At 67.9% G+C, this 20,824-nt stretch carries 12 protein-coding genes and 1 tRNA gene; 7 read left to right on the top strand and 6 right to left on the bottom strand.

Going from position 1 to position 20,824, the window contains the following annotated elements:
- Nucleotides 1-11 precede the first annotated feature (11 nt).
- Nucleotides 12-83 (top strand) — tRNA-Val (locus AB0J95_RS19075).
- A 948-nt stretch (nt 84-1,031) separates the two neighbouring features.
- Here AB0J95_RS19075 and AB0J95_RS19080 read toward each other — a convergent pair.
- Nucleotides 1,032-1,595: a hypothetical protein gene (locus AB0J95_RS19080; protein WP_364758924.1), complete on the bottom strand. Its 564-nt coding sequence runs from the start codon at nt 1,593-1,595 to the stop codon at nt 1,032-1,034.
- Between the two features lie 59 nt (nt 1,596-1,654).
- On the bottom strand, nt 1,655-2,635 hold the full coding sequence (locus AB0J95_RS19085) for a hypothetical protein (RefSeq protein WP_364758927.1): 981 nt from the start codon (nt 2,633-2,635) through the stop codon (nt 1,655-1,657).
- Between the two features lie 496 nt (nt 2,636-3,131).
- Here AB0J95_RS19085 and AB0J95_RS19090 point away from each other — a divergent pair, with 496 nt between their 5' ends.
- On the top strand, nt 3,132-4,067 hold the full coding sequence (locus AB0J95_RS19090) for a hypothetical protein (RefSeq protein WP_364758930.1): 936 nt from the start codon (nt 3,132-3,134) through the stop codon (nt 4,065-4,067).
- Nucleotides 4,055-5,101, top strand: coding sequence for a 3'-5' exonuclease (locus AB0J95_RS19095; RefSeq protein WP_364758933.1), 1,047 nt, complete (start codon nt 4,055-4,057; stop codon nt 5,099-5,101). Before AB0J95_RS19090 ends, AB0J95_RS19095 begins: the two co-directional genes overlap by 13 nt.
- 58 nt (nt 5,102-5,159) lie before the next feature.
- Here the strand turns inward: AB0J95_RS19095 and AB0J95_RS19100 are convergent, their stop codons facing one another.
- Nucleotides 5,160-6,770 (bottom strand): glucosaminidase domain-containing protein, encoded by a 1,611-nt coding sequence (locus tag AB0J95_RS19100; protein WP_364758936.1) that lies wholly within the window; start codon nt 6,768-6,770, stop codon nt 5,160-5,162.
- A 295-nt stretch (nt 6,771-7,065) separates the two neighbouring features.
- Between AB0J95_RS19100 and AB0J95_RS19105 the strand changes: the two genes are divergently transcribed.
- Complete coding sequence (locus tag AB0J95_RS19105) at nt 7,066-7,563, top strand: adenylate kinase (protein WP_364758939.1); 498 nt, start codon at nt 7,066-7,068, stop codon at nt 7,561-7,563.
- On the opposite strand, the gene AB0J95_RS19110 is transcribed toward AB0J95_RS19105, so the two are convergent.
- Entirely contained in the window at nt 7,517-9,925 is a 2,409-nt protein-coding gene (locus AB0J95_RS19110) for a helix-turn-helix transcriptional regulator (protein ID WP_364758942.1), read from the bottom strand. The two genes, AB0J95_RS19105 and AB0J95_RS19110, sit on opposite strands and share 47 nt — an antisense overlap.
- Nucleotides 9,922-11,259 carry an Hsp70 family protein gene (locus AB0J95_RS19115; protein WP_364758945.1) on the bottom strand — a complete coding sequence of 446 codons (1,338 nt, stop codon included), beginning with the start codon at nt 11,257-11,259 and terminating at the stop codon, nt 9,922-9,924. Before AB0J95_RS19115 ends, AB0J95_RS19110 begins: the two co-directional genes overlap by 4 nt.
- A 269-nt stretch (nt 11,260-11,528) precedes the next feature.
- On the opposite strand from AB0J95_RS19115, the gene AB0J95_RS19120 reads away from it, so the two are divergent.
- The 3 genes from AB0J95_RS19120 (at nt 11,529) to AB0J95_RS19130 (ending at nt 16,636) form a co-directional block, all read left to right on the top strand.
- Nucleotides 11,529-13,121 carry an IniB N-terminal domain-containing protein gene (locus AB0J95_RS19120; RefSeq protein ID WP_364758948.1) on the top strand — a complete coding sequence of 531 codons (1,593 nt, stop codon included), beginning with the start codon at nt 11,529-11,531 and terminating at the stop codon, nt 13,119-13,121.
- Between the two features lie 309 nt (nt 13,122-13,430).
- Nucleotides 13,431-15,233, top strand: coding sequence for a dynamin family protein (locus AB0J95_RS19125; protein WP_364758950.1), 1,803 nt, complete (start codon nt 13,431-13,433; stop codon nt 15,231-15,233).
- The gene (locus AB0J95_RS19130) at nt 15,230-16,636 is read left to right on the top strand and encodes a hypothetical protein (protein WP_364758952.1); all 1,407 of its coding nucleotides are present in this window, start codon (nt 15,230-15,232) and stop codon (nt 16,634-16,636) included. Before AB0J95_RS19125 ends, AB0J95_RS19130 begins: the two co-directional genes overlap by 4 nt.
- Nucleotides 16,637-16,771: 135 nt before the next feature.
- Here AB0J95_RS19130 and AB0J95_RS19135 read toward each other — a convergent pair whose 3' ends face one another.
- Nucleotides 16,772-20,788 carry a LamG-like jellyroll fold domain-containing protein gene (locus tag AB0J95_RS19135; protein WP_364758954.1) on the bottom strand — a complete coding sequence of 1,339 codons (4,017 nt, stop codon included), beginning with the start codon at nt 20,786-20,788 and terminating at the stop codon, nt 16,772-16,774.
- Between the last annotated feature and the right edge of the window lie 36 nt (nt 20,789-20,824).

The raw sequence follows: 20,824 nt of genomic DNA on the forward strand, positions 1-20,824 counted from the left end.
CCCGGCCACCCGGGCGCATAGCTCAGCGGAAGAGCACTTGCCTTACAAGCAAGGGGTCGCAGGTTCGAACCCTGCTGCGCCCACATCCTCAGGACGACCCTGCTCAGTGCTTCGCACTTTCGCCGGGTCGTCCGTCCAATTTTTGGGGGACGACCCCCAAGCCCCCCGATGGCGGGCTTCGCCCGACGGGCGCCGCTTTGGCGGGCCGTTACGGGCAATTGCGGATCGCTCCCACGTCACCGATCGCAGGGCTCGCTCGACGAGGGCGCTTTTGGTGGTGGGCGATGGTGCTCCAGGTTGTTTGGGGTGGAGCTAGCAGTTTGGGACTGTGGGGTCGGTGTTTGTTGGGCCCGATTCGCCTAGGGGGTCTCCGTTGGCGAAGGTGTTGGCGACTGCGTAGTACTTGTTGTTCCACGGTGGGGACGCTATTCGGTACCAATAGCCGTCTGGGTTCGCCGAGGGCATTGTGTCGTCGTAGACCTTGCAGGACACCTGAACCGTCTGGCCGTACGAGATGGTGTTCGGGCCCTGGTTCATTCCTTTGGTGTCAGTGAAGGTCTTGGAGCCGCTGTGGTTTGCTCCGACCTCGTCGTGCGTTTTGGGGTGCACGGTTGAGGTCGAGGTGGTGCTCGGCGGATCAGAGATGGTCACACCACTCCGGCCTCCACCGCCGGAGCCGGTGCCAGGGCCTGTGCCTCGGCTGGTGGGGTGGGCACCGGTTCCCGTTGGTTTCTGGGTGCCGGGGGCTGGTGTTGCCGGCAGGGTGGGAGGTTGCTGTGGTGTTTCGGGTGGCGGTGTGGGTTGTGGGCCGGTATCCGCCTGGCTGGTGGACGGGGGTGTCGCTCGTCCCGATGGTGTTTGGTCCATGCTGAGATCCTCGGGATGAGTGGCATCGTGCGGCCACATGAGAAGCGCGGCCAATATCGCGATGGCTGCGACCGCCGCGACCGTCAACAGTATCGCTCGGCGCGATCTTTTGGTCTCCGACGGCGGCTTCTTGTCGTCCATTGTGCCTCACAACTGCTTGAGCGCTAACGGCATGGCGGGACAACTGGATCTATGTCATGGGTTCCGGCCGTCCCGGGGGCGTCACCGTTCATGAAAGTGTTGGCAGGTGCGTAAAGGCTGTCCCATGTGCCGCCGGAGATCTTGTAAAAGACGTTGATACTGGCCATATCCGACAAGTTCTCGGCGTAACACTCCACCTGAACGGTCGTGTTGTAGGGAATTGAACCCCTGCCCGAGGCCGAGCCCTTGTTGTCGCGGAAAGTGAGGCTCCCTTTCCTGTTTCCCGCCGTCTCGGGAAACGTGTGACGTCCGGCGTCGGACGACGTCGTGGCCACTGTCGTTGAGGGCGGAGTACCGGTCGATACGGATGTGGTCTGGGGGACGGAGGTCGATGATGGTGCGGCGGAAGTGGAAGATGATGGTTGCGATTTGCTGATCATGGCGGCGGAGATGGCCGCTATTGCTGCGATTGCGGCGGCAACGATAACGCCGATCATGCCGTATCGGGCGGTTTTGTTCTTCTCCGCGTTTCCGTCTTCGTTCTTGGTCGGTGGTTGTTCCTTTTGTTCGGGCGAACCAGTGCTCACTCGGCCCTCGCGTTGCTGGTCGTCGTTTTGTATATTTCTGGCTTTGTGTTCGGTGGAACTCAGCAGAGCGGGAGTCCGAGGCCACGGTGCTGTGCCGCGATCCACACCTCGGAGATGAATCCTGTCTGCCCGTTGCGGTGGCCCCGGTACCATCGCGTGCTGCTCGCAAGGCTCGGGTTGCCGTCGTCCACGGGGCTGTTGTCTTGGCCGTTGGTGGTGCGAGCGCCGTTTGTCACGCAATCGACGGTCACCTGGTCACCGGTGCCCATCTCGGTTCCGGACAGGGCGCATCCGCGAGTCCGGCACATGTTCTCGGGGACCGTTGACAAGTACGCTTTGTGGCCGTCCTCGCGCATCTGCGTCGGGCAGTGCCAGTTCACCGAACCGTCGCTGTTGACCGTGTAGAACCTCTGCGGAAGCGGATATGTCGAGCCATCCGGGTAAGCGGCGCCGATCGCGTACTCACCACCTGGGGCGAAACCTGATGACTGGGCAGTGAGTGTGCCACCCGTGGTCGTGCAGGTTCCCACGATCTTGAACACCAAGCGAATCGGCGGAGCCGGATGGGAGTCGCCCATCGGGTAGGCGTCCATGATTGCTTTGGTGCAGCGCGGCGTCTCGTCGATCTGCTCCTTGACCAGATCCGCGTGGACGTAACCCGACCATCCGGTGTGCTCTCCCGTCGCAATGGTCACGTAGAACCATTTGCGTGAAATGGGCCCGGGCTTGCTGGGGTCGTCGGCTTCGACGGGCGCGTTGCCTTCCTCCCAGCACCGCATCTGAACCTGCGTCCCATTGGGGAGCGTGGTCAGCGGCGAGCAGACAGCTGTGGACGTGCCGAATGGCGGCTGGCTGGGGCTAGAGCGAAGCGCGACGGAGGGCATTGTGGTTGATTGGACGCGACTCAGGCCGGATGTTCTCTTTTCCGCGACATGGGAAGATAATTCCTCACTGAACGATGGCGTATTGCCTGTGGCTGTCCGTTGTGCGGGGAGCGCGGAACTTCCTCTCGAGGCAACAATGATGATCACCACGCCCACTGTGACCAGGGAAACTACGACACACGCGATGAGCCGGACCGACATGCGTGCTTGTCGCGAGCTTTGAAGGTGCCTGTTCTGGTCCATTCGCCCTCTTAGCTGTCTGGGATGAGAATGATCTTCGAACATCCGAGCTCGGTGGTTCGTCTGTTTACCAGGACGTTCCTTGTGCACAGGTTGTTTTTTCGGTTGTGTTTCGCAGTTTGACGATCTTCGTGAGAAGTTTCTGTGCCGGTGAACACGCTTGCTGCTTCGTCGCGTACGTCGTGAGCGCGGTCGCGGAGTTAGCGAGTTGGGCCCGGGGGATGCGTGATTGTGACAGATTGTCCACTTGACACGTTCGTCGAACGACGATTTTCCCTCGATGTGATCGCGGGTAATTACGGTGGCCCGAGGGCGCGCCGGTCAATGGGTGCCCGGTTAATTGGGGTGCCGTGAGATCGACGCTGTGGGAGGGTGGGCGGCTGAATCCGTGACTTCCTGGGGGTGGTTTGGTGTGTCTGCTGATGAGTTGGGGGTTGAGCGGGCGCGGTTGGTGTATGCGCGGGAACGGTTGCGGCGGGATCGGGAGGAGATGCTCGCGTCGGCGGATCGGTTGGTGGCCCGGGGTGATGACGAGGACATGATCGCGTGGTTGTACCGGCGGGCGTTCCAGCTGGATGACCGGGATGACGCTCCGCTGTTTTTCGGGCGGATCGACGGGCCGTTGCCGCGGCCCATCTACATCGGGCGGCGGTATGTCGGCGATGGGGACAATGAGCCCGCGGTCATCGACTGGCGGACGGAGATGGCCGCGAGGTTTTACCGGGCCACCGCTGCCGAGCCGATGGAGGTCGTCAAGCGGCGGCGATATGGGTTCGATGACGCCAATGAGCTGACCAGTTTCGACGACGAGCTGCTCGCCGAGATGACCGGCGAGGGGATCAGCGAGTTCGTTCAGCGCGAGATCGAGCTCGCGCACTACGGACCGATGCGCGACATCGTCGCCACCATCCAGCCTGACCAGGACCACATCGTCCGGTTGGGTGCCGGCAGCTCACTCGTCGTGCAGGGCGGGCCTGGCACCGGCAAGACCGCGGTCGGACTTCACCGGGCCGCGTTCCTCCTGTTCGAACACCAGAACGTGCGTCGTCAGGGTGTCCTCGTGATCGGGCCCAACGACCAGTTCATCCACTACATTTCCCGCGTCCTGCCCGCGCTCGGCGAGGTCGAGTGCAAACACGTGTCGGTGGCTGGGCTCGTCGGCGCGGAAAAGCCCGATCGGAAGATCCTGTACTGGCCAAACTCAAAGGCGACGCGCGGCTCGCGACGGTTCTCGAACGGGCATTGTGGGCTTCGGTCAGCACACCCGCCGAGGACTTCGTCGTTAAGGAGACCAGCCCGTACATCCGCGTCCACCCCGAGGAAGTCCAGGTCCTCATGCGGGACCTGATCGAGGACCGCAAACCGTTCGGCGAAGCGCGGGACGCCCTGCGCGAACGCATAGCCAACCGCGTCCGCCGGAAACTCGAGTTGCGCGGCCGGTTTCTCAGCGACACCGCGACCCGCAAAATCGCCCGCGGCAAGCAGTCCCGCCTCTTCGCGGAGGGCATCTGGCCCGCGCTCAAACCGAAAGACCTGCTGACCCGCCTCTACACCGACCCCGAGTACCTCGCCCAGTGCGCGCAAGGCGTGCTGACCGAGGAAGAGCAGCAGGCGCTGCACAGCGACTCCAGGCCGAAGTGGACCCGCGCGGATCACGTCCTGCTGGACGAGATCGCCGCCTTCCTCGACGAGCCGCCGACGTTCGGGCACGTCGTCCTCGACGAAGCCCAAGACCTCTCCGCGATGCAACTCCGCGCGGTGGCCCGGCGGTGCGCGGGAACCGCGACCATCCTCGGCGACCTCGCCCAGCAGACCACCCCGTGGGGACTGCCGTCCTTGCAGGACATCCTGAAAACCCTGGGCCACCCCGGCGAAATCGTCACCCTCAACACCAGTTACCGCGTCCCGCAACAGATCCTCGACATCGCCAACCGGCTGCTCGGCGAGATCGCCCCGGACCTGCCGACCACGACCTCCGCACGGCAGGCCACGGACGCGGTCGACGTCATCGAACTGGCCAACCTCAAGGCCGTCGCGCGAACCCTGGCCGAGACCGTCCACAAGCTACCGATCGACAAGGGCAGCGTCGGCGTCATCGCGGCCGACCCGGATGTCGAACCCCTGCGCAAGGCGTTGAAGGCCGAAGGCGTGGACCCGGTGAACGGCGACGAGATCGACCGCGAGCGCAGGCTGGCGCTGATCCCGGTGGGCACGGTCAAAGGCATGGAATTCGACTGTGTGGTGATCGTCGACCCCCATCGAGTGATCCAGATGGGCGAAACCGGCCTCCGGCTGTTGTACGTGGCACTCACCCGGGCGAATTCCCAGCTCACGATCGTGCACACCGAGGCACTGCCGGACGCTCTCGGCCTCACCGCCTAGCGACCAAAAAGGACGTGCGGGTCTCGATGAGACCCGCACGTCCTTGAGGGAATGGATATCAGCCGATTGTGCCGCCGTGGGGGGCCCAGCCGGTCCAGCCGGAGCCGGGGGTGAAGGCTCGCTGGTAGAGGCCGTAGGACGGGGTTCCGATCGCGAACACCTGCAGCTGCGCGAAGTACTGCGTCACCGCGGGGCTGCCGGCGATGCTGCCGCCGTGGTCGACCCAGTCGGTCCAGCCCATCGTCGGGTTGAACGACTTCTGGTACATCTTCTGGGTCGGCACACCCGCGACGAAGATGTGCACAGTGTCCTGGTAGGTCACGACCGTCGGGCTGGTGCCGACCGTCCCACCCAGGCTCTGCCAGGGATCCCAGGTACTGGTCACCAGGTCGAGGACCCGCTCGGTCGCGCTCTGCGTCGCTGAGTCCCGTGCGACGACATGCAGCTTGTAACCCAGTAGCCCCAGACCTGGCGTGCCGTCGAGAGTTCCGGCCAGGTCGGCCCAGTCACCCCATCCGGTGTCCGTCTTGAACACGCGCTGCAGCAGGTGGCCGCTCGGCGACTGGACGGCGTACACGTGCACCTCGTTCGCGGGCGTCAGGATCGCCGACGGTGCCGCACCGAGGGTCTGGCCGAGGTCCTCCCAATCGGCCCAGGTGCCGGTCGTCCCGTCGAGCACCCGGTGCACCAGGTGCAGGTTCGACGAGTCACGCAGGAACAGGTGCAGCTTGTCGCCCGCGGGCACAGCGACAGGGGTGCCGTCGACGGTGGCGCCCAGGTCGGTCCAGAACCCCCAACCGAGCGACGGGTTATACACCTTCACGTAGAGGTGGCGGTCCGGCGACCCGACCGCGAACACGTAGAGGTTGTTCTGGAACTCGACGGCCTTGGGAGTACCCCCTATTACGCCCCCGAGGTCCACCCAATCGAGCCAGCCCTGCGACGGCGAGTAAGGCCGCTGATAGGCGTGCGCACTCGGCATGCCCCGGCCGTAGACCTGCAGGAACTGCGTCCACGCGACCACAGTCGACACCGAGACGCTGTTGTACCCGTACAGGTTGTAGGTCGTCATCACGTTGATGACCTTGGTGGCGTAGTCCGGGTCGGTCGCGTACTTCTTGGCGACCTCCTGGATGAACCGGTTCGGGTCGTTGCGGTACGGCAGCGCCGGGGCGTAGGCCGCGACGGTCGTGAGCAGTCGCGCGTAGTCCCGCAACGAGTCCGTCATCGAGGAGTACACCCGGAAGTACGCGGTCGTGTCATGGCATTCCGTGGGCGTGCACTCCTGGGTGGTGTACGCGTGACAGCCGCTCGCGATCGGACCCGGGGTGTTCGCATCAACGCACTTGAAGCCGAAGTAGTTCTTGTCGTTCACCGACAGCGTGCTGCGGCCCCAGTTGGACTCCAGGATCGCCTGGCCGATGGTCACCGACGCGGGCAGGTTGTACTGGGTCTGCACCTGCTGGGCGGCGGGAGCGGCGAGCGCGATGAACTCGTCCTGGTAGGCGGCGAGCTGCCGGGCGGCCGTCACGGCGGCGTCGGCGTTGGCCCGCTGCCGGCCGGCGTCCACCTTGGTGTCGGCCCCCTTGTTCTCGACCGTCGGCGGCTGAGCCGGTGCGGCTGCCACGACAGCGGGTTGCGCCAGGCTGATCAGGCTGAGCGCAGCCACCGCACCGACTAACAGTCTTCGGTAAGACCGGTTCACTGAGTTTCTCCGTGTTTCTTGACGCCATGGCCGGCGGGCGACCGACATCGGCGACAGCGAGACCCCCATGAGATCCCCCTCCTGGCCGAGCCCCCCGCGCCCGCACGCCCGGACCCTACCCGCGAACGCCCCGGCGAGCGCGGGATTTGCCTTGTGAGCCGCCTCATCGTGCGGGTCCGCGGCGCGACCATGATCCGAACGGGCGCGCGGAATGGATCATCCGGCGGAAAGCCGTTGCCGCTGTTCCTAGGCTCGAACCATGGACAGGGTGCTGGTCGCCGGCAGTACGGGGGCGGGCAAGACGACGATGGCCCGCAGGATCTCGGCGCGGTTCGGCATGCCGCACTACGAGATGGACGCCCTGCACCACGGTCCCGGATGGGTGAAACGTCCGGAGTTCGAGGCGGATGTGGCGAAGTTCGCGGCACAGGACCGGTGGGTCGCCGAGGACCAGTACCACCGGTATCTCGGGGATCTGTTGTGGACACGGGCGGACACCGTTGTCTGGCTTGACCTTCCGCGCAGCCTGGTGATGGCCAGGGTGGTGCGGCGGACGATCTGGCGGCTGGTCTCGCGGACCGAGCTGTACAACGGCAATCGCGAAGAGTTCCGTGGGCTGTTCGAACCGGATCACCCGATTTGGTGGGCTTGGTCCCAGTTCGAGCGAAAAAGGATGACGGTCCGCGAGTATGCGGACCGCCATCCGGGGGTCAGGCTGATCCGGGTGACCGAGCGGTCAGCGTCCGTAGTTGGTTGAGCAGCTCGCTGCGGCTGGTGGCGCCGAGGCGTTGGCGCATGCGGGCCATGTGGTGCTCGACCGTCTTCGCCGAGATGAACAGCTGGTCGCCGACCTGCTTGTAGGTCATGCCCTGCAGGACGAGCGCGGCGACTTCCTGCTCCCGTTCGCTCAACGGGCTTTCCGCGCTGGTCGGCGGGGCCGGATCGGCTGCGGCTTGGCGTCCTTGGAGTTCCCGCGCGCAGTCCAACAACGTCACCATGGCCTTGCGGTCGGACGTGCGGATCGCGGCCTGACCGGCCAGCCGGGCGCCGTCCCACCACATGCCCGCGTCGTGCAGGCCGCGAGCGGCCGACTCGGCGCGCACCGGATCCACCTTGCCCGCCATCAGATCCAGCCAGCACTGGGCGGCCTCGGCGAGCCGCTGCCCGAACCCGCTGGGGTTCCCGGAAAGCGCCTTGACGTGCTCCTGCGCCGGCTTCTCCGCGACGATCGCCGCGTGCAGGTTGCTCCAGTGCAAGCAGGCCAGCCACAACGACGGGTCACCCAGCCGGGCCGCCAACGCCTTTGCTTCCAGCAGGTGCGGGCCGAGCCGGGCCTCGTCGCCGAGCTTCGCCGCCGCGACCACGAACTCGCCCAACGTCAGGAGCGTGAACAGGTCGACCGGGTGGCGGACAACGGCATCACACGCCTGCGACCAGATCCGCCGCAACGTCTGGACGTCGCTGTTCCGCCGTGCCAGGCCGACCTCCAGGGCCACCGCGAACAGCCAGTCCCGGGGTTCACGCGGCCTGGTGGAGGCCAAAATGGACGCTGAGGTGGTGAGCCGGCCGCGGATCATGCAGATCCAGGCCTGCAGCAACCGGTGCCGGGTGGCCAGCAGCGGGCCGCCCATGTTCGCGGCCACCGCACGGTCCAGAACGGACTCCGCGACACCCAGTTCACCGCACTGCAAAGCCACCAAAGCGGCCAAAGCCGCCGGGCTGTCCGGGAGCAGAACACCGCGGCCCGCGGGTTCGAGCAGGCCGGCTGCGCGTACGAGCGCGGACAACGCCTCCACCGGGCTGCCCGTCACCGACTCACGAACCCCTTGGGCCATCAGCGAAGCAGCACCGTCCAGGAGCGTCGGCGGCTTGTCGCTGGGCGGTGCGGGCACCTGGTCCAGACACCCGGTGCCGATCATCCCGATCATGGCGAACGAGCTGTCCCCGGACCACCGGTACAACTCCGCGGACCGGCCGAGCTGGCCGCGATGGGCCAGTGCGGTCGCCGCGACCCGGGCGCCGTCGGCCCGGCCCGCCGGGTCTTCGCCGGAAATGGCCTGGTCGGCCAGGCGCAGCGCGGAATCGAGGTCGCCGGCCAACGCCGAAGCGCGCGCCCACCCGGACGCCGACTTCACCAACGGACGACCGGCGGCCACCGCGGCGGCGAACAACTTCGCTGACAGCGCGGGGTCCTCCGTCAGGGCCTCGGTGGCTGCGGCGTGGAATGCCGCTGCCACACCGGCTCCGCCGACCCCGCTGCCCAGCAACGACCGCGCCAGCGGCAGCACCGACTCGCCGCGTTCCAGCAGCAACTCGGCAAGTCGTTGCCGCACAGCGAGTCCGCGCTCGGCCGGGATCACCGCGTTGATCGCCCGGTGGCAGATCGGCAGCAGCGCACCGTCGTGGCCGAGCAGTCCGGTCGCGCGCGCCGCCTCCATGACGGTCACGACTTCGTTGGCATCGCTGCCAAGCAGCGACGCCAGCAAGTCCGTGCGCAGACCGGCGCCGGCCTGGGCGGCCAGCACGTACTGCAGGACGTCCGCGTCCAGCAGGTCGAAGTCGTAGCGGAACGCGGCCAGCGCGGCCTCGGGGAGCTCGGTCGCCGGGCGGGTGCCCATCGCCTTGACCACCCGGTCCACGAACGCGGGCACACCACCCGTTTGGGTATGCAGGAATTCCACCAGTTCGGGGGCTGGCGCCGCGCCGAACACGCCCGCTGCGAGCGTGCGCACCTGAGAACGATCCAAAGGTGTGAGCATCACCGTGGAACCCACCGATCGGGTGAGTTCGGTGAGCGCCGGCGACCGCGGCCATGGGCGCAGCGTGATCACCAGCCGGGACGCCGTGGCCAGCGCCGCCAGTTTGTCCTCGGGCAGCGTGTGCGCGTCGTCGACGAGGACCGCGCAGTCCTGGCCGGGCTGGTCGGCGACGCGGACGCCCGCGCTCTCGTAGATCCGCCGCAGCGCGCGGAGGAACGTGGTCTTGCCATAGCCACCGGGAGCGACGATGGCAACGGCGACCGGTGCGCTGGGGTCGGCCTCGACGGCGGCCAGCACTCTGCCGGCCTGCTCGTCCAGGACGTGCCCGGTACGTGCTCGAGTCGCTGTTCGTTGGCTCAACGGCCGCCCTCGCCTGTCTGTTGTGCTGACGTGGAGTTCACTACGGTCGAGGTTCCTGCGGCTGGCGCAGGGGGAGCTGGTGGGTCGGGGCGCAGGTACAAGGTCAGCGCCACGCCCGCGGCCAGCACCGCGGCCCCGGCGGCGCCGAGCACGGCGGGTTTCATCCCGGTGATCAGCCGCAGGAACGACCGCGGCCGCGGCAGGTCCAGCGGGGCGACGTCGACCTCGGGGCGGTCCGGCGGCGGCGCGTCCTCGAACGGGTCGTCCGGGATGACCACCGGCTTGGACGCCGGGACCAGGCGCTGGGCGGCGATCGCGGCGCCCAGCGCGCAGGCCTGGTCGGGTTCCGGGAACAGCACCACCTGGTTGCGCAGCTGACCCACGATCAGCTCGGTGACCAGGGGGATCCGTGAGGACCCGCCGGTGAGCACGACCGAGGCCAGGTCCTCGGCGCGGACCGGGGCGGACTGGATGGTGCGCAGCAGTTCCTCGATGCCGGCCTCGACCGCGGTGCGGATCTTGTCCTCGAACTCCGCGCGGGTCACCTCGATCTCACGCACCGCGGTCTGCGTGCCGGTGGTGAGGAACTCCTTGGCCGCCGTGCACAGCTCGCGCAGCCGGGCCAGGGTCGCCCAGGCGTCCGGGTCGGCCATGTCGATGTCCACCCCGGCGCGGACGTGGTCGAAGATCACGTCGTCGAAGCTGTCGCCGCCGTTGGGTTCCACACTTTCGGATGACGTGAGCAGCTCGAAGGTGCCCAAGGGTGATCGCCGGACCACCGCGCACGACAGCGCTCCGGCGCCCAGGTCGTACACCGCGATGGCTTGCCCGTTCACCACATCGTGCGAAGCCGCGTGACTCTCGCCGACCGCGATCGGCTCGGGCAGCAAGGTGACCTTGTCGAGGTTCGCCTGGCGCAGCGCCCGGTGCAGCATGCGCTTGCGGTAGGAGCCCCAGTCGGCGGGATGGGTGAGCACGATGTGTTCCGGGGCCATGTTCTCGGCCTTGGTGACCTCGTCGGCCACCCACCGGACCAGGACGGCGGTCAGCGCCTCGGCGGTGCAGGACTCGCCCGCCACCATCAGGGGAACCTCGTCACCTATGCGCCGCGCGAATCCCCTAGCGGCGTTGGCGGGGTCCGAGGTGGCATGCCGGTGGGCCGCGTCACCGACCAGGACGGTCCCGTCCGCGGCGAAGTACACCACCGTCGGGATGCTGGCAGCGCGTTCACCCAGCTGGGCGATTTCGGCGTCGCCCCAGGTGGAGCCCGCCTGCCGGGACACGGCCGCCGCGGTTCGACTGGTGCCTACGTCGATGCCAAGGACGTATGGCATGCAGGGAGGTCTCCTCGCTCGTTCGGGTTTCACCCACTTGGGTCACATCTTCGTACCAAACCCGCAACCGCCGTGGGGAACGGGGACGCGACAAATAGGGGGATGCCCTAGTCCCCCTAATGGGGGAGGGGTCAGTAAACCCGATGGGGGCGCCAGATGACTAGGAGTGATCACCGATGTCCGGGGGCGCCCCCCGGACATAGCTTTTCGGCACTGCCGGACCGCGCTCCGGTCGTCCCTGTAGACGTCCCTTCGAGGAGTAGATCCCCTTGGTTCACGACGACCCCCAGCCCGCGGCCCCCGCCGCCCCGGCGCCGGCGCCCGCCGCCGAGCCCGCCGCCCCCAGCGGGGAGCTCAACCTGCACGACTTCGTGCTCAACCTGCTGCGGGACCCGTCGGCCCAGCAGGCGTTCGACCTCGACCCGACCGGCTGCCTCAAGGCCGCCGGCCTGCACGACATCACCCCGGGCGACGTGCACGACGTCATCCCGCTGGTCACCGACCTGGTGCGCAGCGGCGACCTGAGCGACATGACCAGCAGCCTCACCCTGGACGGTGCGGCCGGCCTGGCCGACAGCTGGGTCAAGGCCGAGGGCACCACCCCGCTGGCCGGGTTCGACGGTGCCGGCGAGGTCGCCGTTGACGACCGTGGCGTCGGCGTGGCCGGTTACGCCCACGTGGTGGACACCGCGGTCGGCGACTTCGGCGTCGGCGGCGAGTTCCAGAACGGCGAGTTCGAGGCCCGCGTCTTCCCGGGTGTCGGCGCGGTCGAGGCCGGGTTCGCCGACGGCAAGCTGTACGTCGACGACGCCACCCTGCGCGTCCCGGGCGCCCCGGACATCGACCTGGCCGACCAGCTCAACGGCCTCGCGGGGATGGCCCCGTCGCTGCCCGGCCTGCCGGACCTCGGCAACGTGACCGGCATGGTGCCCGGCCTCGCCGGTGCGGGCCTGCCCGACCTGGACGACGTGACCGGCATCGCCGGCCACCTCCCGGTGAGCGACCTGACCGGTGCCGTTTCCGGCGCCGGGCTGCCCATGGACGACGTGACCGGCGTGGTGTCCGGCGCGGGCCTGCCGAACCTCGACGGTGTGACCGGCCTGGCCCATGGCCTGCCGGGTGTCGGTGACCTGACCGGTGCCGCGTCGGGTGTCGGCCTGCCGCAGCTCGACGACGTCACGGGCCTGACCGGTGGTCTTGCCGGTGTGGGTGACCTGACTGGGCTGGCTGGTGGGCTGCCGGGTGTCGGCGATGTCACCAACCTCGTGCCGCAGCTCGACGATGTCACCGGGTTGGTGGGTCACCTGCCACTCGGTGAGGTGACCGGTGCGCTGCCGGAGACGGGCGAGCTGGCCAAGGGCCTCGCCGACCCGACCGCCGCCGCGAGCGCCCTCGCCGGTGCCGTTCCCGCCCTGCCGGTGCTGCCGCAGGTTCCGGGTCTGCCCGGGCTGCCCTCGCTGCCGGACGTGACCTCGCACCTGCCGGTCGAGGTTCCGCAGCTGCCCGCGCTTCCCGCGCTGCCGACCGACCACGTCAACCACGCCGTGGACGCCGGCCAGGAGGTCGCCAACCAGACCGTCGACGGTGCCCAGGCGGGCCAGCTGCCGGACCTCGGCAGCCACCTGCCCCAGCTGCCGATCCACCTGCCGCAGCTGCCCGTCGAACTGCCGCACCTGCCGGTGCACCTGCCGCAGCTGCCGGTCGACGTGCCCCAGCTGCCGAACCTGCCGATCGGTGACGCCTCCGGGCACAGCGTGGTCGGCGACGTGGTGGACCAGACCGGTCTCGGCCACGTGATCAACAACAACCCGGTGACGGACGCGGTCCACGACCTCGCACCAGATCTCCACCTGGGTCTGTAGGACCCTCTCTGTCTGGACGCCGGGCAACCCTCGGGGGGCGGCCCGGCGCCCGGAGACCTGGCTGCGCGCGTGAGGAGTGCACGCGGCGCGGCCGGGCGGGTTGGCCTCCGGCCCCCGACTGCCAGCTTGCTCAGCGGCGCCGACAAAAACGGGCGGACGAGATCAAATCTCAGCCGGCTCTCGTCCGTAAGTCCCGAACTGTCTAGCAGCGCCGATGCTGGTTGCCGGGGGCCGGAATCACGTCCACTCCCAGTGGTCTTTCGACCACAAGGGGTTCACCCGAACGGTCGAGCAAGGCACACTATTCGGGTGACTGTGGCGACCTGGCTCGAGGTGCTCGATGAGACCATCGGCGCTTCCGTTCGGCACCACCGGCCTGACCTGGCCGAACGGCTGCGCGCCAAGCGGGCTCAGCTGCTCGACCCGCAGCTGCGGGTGCTGGTGATCGGCGAAGCGAACCAGGGCAAGAGCCAGCTGGTGAACGCGTTGGTGGCCGCGCCGGTGTGCGCGGTCGGCGACGACGTCACCACGCTGGCTCCGACGATCGTGAGATACGCGGAAAAGCCTTCCGCGGCAAGGCTGTTGCACGACGGCACGGAGGCCGCGCCGCAGCGGCAGGCCATCCCGGTGGACCAGGCGACCGGCCGCGGCGGGGACCCGGTGACCACTGAGGTCCGGCTGCCGCGCAAGCTGCTCGCCGCGGGCCTTGTGTTGATCGACACACCCGCGATCGGCAATCTGCACCAGCTGCGCGCGCAGAACACGTTCGCCGCGCTCAGCGGCGCCGACGCCGTGCTGCTGGCTTCCGATGCCACCCAGGAGCTTTCGCCGACCGAGCTGGAGCTGCTGGCCCAGGTGCGGCGGTTGTGCCCGACCATCGTGCTCGTGCTCACCAAGATCGACCTGGCGCCGCGGTGGCGCAACGTGGCCGAACGCAACCGCGAACACCTTGCCAGGGCCGGGGTTCAGGTCGCCGTCGTACCGGTGTCGTCCGCGTTGCGGTTGCGTGCCGCGCAAAGCGACGACACCGCGCTGAACGCGGAGTCCGGGTTCCCGGAGCTGATCGAACGGCTGCGCACCGACGTGCTGGCCACCGCGTCGGCTCCGGTGGCGCGGCACAACTTCGCCACCATGACCGGGACCGCGATCGCGGAACTGGTGGGACAGCTGAACAAAGAGCTCGCCGTGCGGTCCGACGGCACCGACTCGCCCGCGGTGGCCGAGCTGCGCGACATCCAGCAGCGGATGGCCGACCTGCGGCGGCGGTCGGCCCGGTGGCAGACCCTGCTGGCCGACGAGATGGCCGACATGATGGCCGACCTCGACTACGACCTGCGCGACCGGACCCGCAAGATCCTGCGCGAGGTGGACAAGGCGTTCGACGAGGCCGACCCGGCCAGGACCTGGGAGCAGTTCGAGGGCTGGCTGGCCGACAGCCTCACCGAGGCGGCCGAGACGAACTTCTCCTGGCTGGTCGAGCGGGCCTGGTGGATCGCGGACAAGGTGTCGGAGATCTTCCCGGAACGCCAGGAGGTCGTGCCGCCGTCGCTGATCCCGGCGGACGCCGACATGGAGCCCAACGATCCGGAGATGCCCAAGCTGGACAAGTTCAGCCCGGGGCAACGGATCTTCACCGGCCTGCGCGGATCCTACGGCGGTGTCCTGATGTTCGGCCTGATCACGAGTCTCGCGGGGTTGCCGCTGATCAACCCGATCTCGCTGGGCGCGGGCGCGGTGCTGGGCGGCAAGAGCATCGGCGAGGAGGGCGAGTCACGGCTCAAGCGCCGCCAGGCCGCGGCGAAATCCGCGGCGCAGCGCCATGTCGACGACTTCTTCCTGCGGTTCTCCAAGGACTGCAAGGACGCCTCGCGGCGGATCCAGCGCGGCCTGCGCGACCACTTCACCGCGGTCGCCGAGGAGATCCAGCAGGAGCTGGCCGACGAGGCCGCCGCGGCGCAACGAGCCGCGCAGGTCGAGGCCACCCGGCGGGAACGGCGTAACCAAGAGCTGCGTCAGGCGTTGGCCAAGCTGACCGCGCTGCACGGCCAGATCCAGGGTGTGGCCGGTGCGCTGCCCGCCGCTTCGAAGAACCCGTTGGGGATCACCGCGTGACGCTCGACTCCGCTGTCTGGTCTTTGCTGCACGAGGCTTTGCGGTTGTACCAGGACAGTCCGCGTGCCTCGAACTGGCTGCGGCACCACATCAGCCGGTTCGACTCGCCGTTGCGGATCGCGGTCGCCGGGCGGCCGGGCGTGGGGAAGTCCACCGTTGTCAACGCTGTCATCGGTGACGAGGTCGCGCCGATCGTGGTCGACGGCGGGCAGGTCTTCACGTGGTACCAGGACGGACCGCAGCCGCACGCGACCGTGTACATGCCGAACGGCCCGGCCGGTGACCCGCCGGTCGCGCGCGTCGGACACCGGATGGACATCGACCTCAGCTCGTACGCCTCCTCGCAGATCAGCCGGATCGTGGTGGACTGGCCGGCGCGGGTGCTGCGGGACACGACCCTGATCGACACCCCGCCGATCGCCGGCGAGATCTCCGAGCAGATCGCCGCTGAAGCGGATGCGTTGCTGTACCTGACACCTCAGGTGCACGTGATGGACGTCCGGTTCCTCCAGTCCATTCAGGACCATCCGGTGGCGCGGGCGGCCCCGGTGAACGCGCTGCTGGTGTTGTCGCGTGCGGACGAGACCGGCGGCGGCCGCATCGACGCCTTGCCCACCGCCAAACAGATCGCGCGCCGGCATCGGCAGGACGCCCGGGTGCGGGGGTTGTGCCAGAACGTTGTTGCCGTGTCTGGGTTGCTGGGTCAGGTCGGACGGACTTTGACGGATTCCGAGTACCAGGATCTGACGGCCCTGGCAGTGGCGCCGGAGACTCAGGAATTGTTGTTGTCCGCGGACCGGTTCACGCGGTCCCCGCATTCGGTTTCCGCTGGGGTTCGGCGGGAGCTGGCGGATCGGCTGGGGTTGTCGGGGATCCGGCTGGCCACCGCGTTGATCCGGCAGGGCGCTGGTACGCCGGCCGAATTGGGCAAGGAGCTGGTGCAGCGCAGCGGGTTGAACGAGTTGCGGGACTCGATCCGGCGGTTGTTCGTGGACCGGCGGGAGGTTTTGAAGGCGCGGTCGGCCTTGCTGGGGTTGGATGTGGTGTTGCGGATGGAACCCCGGCCGGGTGCGGGCCAGCTGGTCACCGACGTCGAGCGGGTTCTCGCTGGGGCGCATGAGTTTCACGAGCTGCGGCTGCTGGCCGGGTTGCTGTCCGGGCGGACGCGGTTGCCGGACGAGCTCGACGGTGAGGCTCAACGGTTGATCGGCGGCTACGGCACGGACCTCGAAGCGCGCCTGGGCTTCGACCGAACCCCCACCGAACCGGAAATCCGGACGGCCATCTACGACGCACTGGGCAGATGGCGTGAACAGTCCGAAAGCCCATTGCTGGGCAGCGCCGAACGAGACGCCGCCCGAGTCGTCATCCGCAGCTGCGAAGCCATGCTCACCCCCTCCTGACCCACCCGCGTGTCCCCCTTTGCTCCGCCGTGTGTCCCCCGTTCGTCCGGGGTGTGTTCCACCTTGGACTCGTCCGCGGGGATTTCATGGCGGAGGAAAGGGGGACACACGGCGGAGGAACGGGGGACACGCGGGTTATTGGACTGGGGTGGTGCGGTCGGTCTGGATTTCGGTGGCGGTCAGGGCTCGGTTGTAGATGCGGATGTCGTCGATGGCTCCGGTGAAGAACTCGCCCCAGATGTTGTTGCCGCCGATGCGCAGGGCGCCGGTTGAGGCGGCCATGCTGCCGGTGACCGCGGCGTTGGCGACTTCGGTTCCGTTGACGTACAAGCGGTAGGTGCCGCTGCCGTAAGTCACCGCGACGTGGGTCCACGTGTTGGCGGGCAGGGCGGTGGGGCCGGTGACGGAGCGGTCCGCGCTGCTGATGGTGAGGTAGCTGGTGGGGCGGGAGGCGGCGTTGTCGGCGTAGAGGGCATAGGTCAGGCCGCCGGTCCGCTCCTTCAACATGATCGTGCGCCAGTTGGAGGTTGTCGCGGTTGGCCGGACCCAAGCTTCCAGGGTCATCGCGGAGGTCAGGTCGAGGTCGTTGGCGTCCGCGACGGTGACCATGTCGCTGGTTCCGTTGAACGACAAGGCTCCACCGGTGTTGCCGGTCGTCCAAGTCGCGCCCGCGATGGTGCCCGTGTGGTTGCGGCCGGTGCGGTCGGTCAACGAGTTCCCGACGCCCTCGTCGAAGTTGTACGCGGCGATGAGCGAAGGCGCCACGGTGTTGTTGACGGTGACCGTGACTCCCGCGGACGTTGTGGTGTTGCCCGCGGAGTCACGGGCCACGGCGGTCAAGGTGTGCGAACCGTTGGCGACCGTGGTTGTGTTCCAAGAGATGGAGTACGGGGACGTCGTGTCCTCTGTGCCGATCGTGGTCCCGTCGACCTTGAACGTCACACCACCGATCCCGCCCGCGTCGGCCGCGTTGGCGGACACCGTGATCGGACCGGACACAGTGGACCCACCAGCAGGTGCGGTGATCGACACCGTCGGCGGGGTGGTGTCCCCGGTGACGGCGGCGATGGCCTGGTTGGAGGCTTCCGAGGTGTTGCCGGACGCGTCACGGGCGATGACACGGTAGTAGTACGTGCCCGCGGCGAGGCCGGTGTCCGTGAAAGTGGTGCCAGTGACGGTGTTGATGCGGGTAGCAGCGCTCGGGGTGAAACCGTTGGTAGTAGAGCGATGGATGTCGTAGCCGGTGACGCCCACGTTGTCGGTGGCGGCGGTCCACGACAGGGCCGTGGTGCCGACGCCGCCGTTCGCGGCCAGGTTCGTCGGTGCGGTGGGGGAGATGCCGTCGCCTGCGACCGGGACGTCCTTGTCGGCGGAGACCTCGGTGGCCGACAGCGCGCGGTTGTAGATGCGCACGTCGTCCATCTCGCCGGCGAAGTACTCGCCCCAGATCAGGTTGCCGCCCAACCGCAATGGCGCCGTGGACGAGGCGATGTTGCCGGTCACGGGCGCGTTGGCGACCTCGGAACCGTTGACGTACAAGCGCATTGTGCTGCCGTTGTACGTGACCGTGAGGTGCGACCACGTGTTCAGCGGCAGTGGCGAGGTGCCGTTGACGAACTTCTCGTTGCCGCTGATGAAGTAGCTCGACGGAATACCCGGGCCGGACGCGTACAAGGCGTAGGACAGGTTGCCGGGGCTCTCCTTCAGGATCGCGGTCCGCCAGGCGGTATTGGCCGTGGGCTTGACCCAGGCGGACAACGTCATCGCGGTCGACAGCCGGAGATCGGCGGCGTCGGCGATGGTGACGAGGTTGTCAACACCGTTGAACGACAAGCCGCCGGAGGTGTGGCCAGCGCTCCAAGTCGCGCCGGACAAGGTCCCGGTGTGGCCACGGCCGGTGCGGTCGATGGCTGTGGACCCGGCACCGTCATCGAAGCTGTAGGCCGCGACGAGCGAAGGATCACCGCCCGAGACACGTGCGAAGTTGGCTCTGTACGTGCGATCCACGCTGTCGGCGAAGATGTCGTGCACGCGGGCGCCACCGTCGGACCAGTTCTGGAACTCGTACGTGTTCACCCCGACCTGCTGGGTCTGTGCGGTGGACAAGGTCAGGTGCGAGCCGACGATGGCCTGGACGGTGAACGGCGCCGGACCGGCCTTGCCGCTCAACGTCGTGGTCAGGCCGGGCGGGCTGGTCTCGATGGTCAGCGTGGACACGCGCGGGTTGAGGCGACGGCTGGCCGTGGTCGTCGCGCCCGTGCTGTCGGTGGCGGTGAGCCGGAGTTCAAGGTAGGCAGGGTATTCGTGGTCCGGACCGTCGAAACTGCCGCTGGACACGCCATTGAACGTCGTCAGCTGATGCTCATGGCAGTTGTCGATGGTGGGGCAGTGGTGCAGGATCACCTGCCAGTTCAGCGCGGACGCGGGTAATGGCCCGTCTTCGGCGTCGGTGGCCGACCCGCTGAAGTTGATCGTGTCACCGACGGCCCACGTGAACGACGTCGCGGGGTTGGCGATCGTGACTGCCGGCGGAGTCGTGCCTGCGAAAATCCGTTTGCTGGCAACGTCTGTCAGCCCGCCGGGATCAGTGACCCGGACGGAGGCGTTGTACACCTTGGCTGTCGTGTACGTCTTGTTGATCGTGGCCCCGGTGCCGTCGTTGTAGTTGCCGTCGCCATCGAGGTCCCAGGCGTACGTCAGGGCCGAGCCCTCGGGGTCACTGGAGGAAGCCGCGCTGAAGGACACGTTGAGCGGCAACGAACCCTGGGTGGGTGTGGCCGTGATCGCAGCGGTCGGCGGCTGGTTGCCGGAGTTGTAGCGGATCCGGTGCACCTCGCCCAGCGCGATGTCCACATAGAACACGTCACCGTTCGGGCCGGTCTTCAGGTCGACCGGGAAGATGTTGTTGCGGAACCCGATCCGGGTCGCCGGGTCCGGAACGCCGTTGCTGCCCGGGAACATCGTCCAGATGCACCGGCGGCTGTAGTCGGCGAAGAACAGGGCACCCTTGTACTGCGCGGGATACGAGTCACCGGTGTAGAACGACGTGCCGGAGATGGACGAACCCACATCACCGTTGCAGCCATCGCCCGCGACGACCGGATCGCCGTGGTTGTATGTGTAGTGCGGCGTCACCGTCGGCACGGCACCGCTGTAGATGCGGTTGCACAGGTTCAGCCCGAAGTTGTAGCCGCCGTTGACCTGGTTGCCTTCCATGCACGGCCAGCCGAAGTTGTCGATGCTGCCGTCGGTCGGGCTGGCGACCCGGTCGATCTCCTCCCAGGTGCCCCAGCCGACGTCACCGGCCCAGATCTCGCTGGTACCGGGGCGGAACGCGAACCGGAACGGGTTGCGCAGGCCGGTGGCGATGATCCGGCGGGCGTTGGCGTCGGTGCTGTTGATCATCGGGTTGCCTGGGGCGCCCTGACCGGTGACCGGGTCGATCCGGATGATGCTGCCGTCCAGGCCGGTCGGGTCGGTCAGCGTCTGGATATCCTGGGACCGCAGGGATCCGCCCTCGGCGGTGGGCACGGTCTGCGTCCCGCCGACGCCGACCGGCGGGTCGCCGCAGGGGTTGAGCGGGTTGCCGTCCTGGCCGTAGTCGGCGAACACGTAGCTGGCGCCGTCACCGCCGCTGGCATACAGATAACCGTCCGGGCCGAACTGCAGGTCGCCGACCGAGTGGCTCGGGTACTGCTGGCACCAGTCCTCGATCAGCACCTGCTCGGTACCGTTGAGGTCCAGTTTGGACAGACGGCCGGAGATGACACAGCCGTCGCCGGTCTCACCGGGCGGGTTGGGGCAGGAGTCGCCGGTGGCGCCGGGTGTTCCCCAGCGGGGCGCGGTACCGCCGATCGCGGCGTCGTGCGCGTACAGCACGTACACCGACGGATCGTTGGGGAACCCCGGCGCGAGGGCGAGGCTCATCATGCCCCGGTCGTGTTCGTTGAAGACTTTCGTTCGCAGGTCCGCGAACACGGTCGGGGTCGGGTCGCCGAGGCCGTCGAAAACCTTGATGAGACCGCTTTTCTCGGCCACGAACACCCGGCCGTCATCGGCGAAGTCGACCGCCATCGGCTGTTCGAGGTTGGCGAAGATGGTCTGGTCGGTGAACCCGGCCGGTAACGCCTGTGCCGTGGGGGGAATCACCACCAGCGGGACCAAGCTGAAAACTGCCGCGATGGCAAC

The sequence above is a fragment of the Actinocrispum sp. NPDC049592 genome (assembly GCF_040675465.1).
GTDB lineage: Bacteria > Actinomycetota > Actinomycetes > Mycobacteriales > Pseudonocardiaceae > Kibdelosporangium.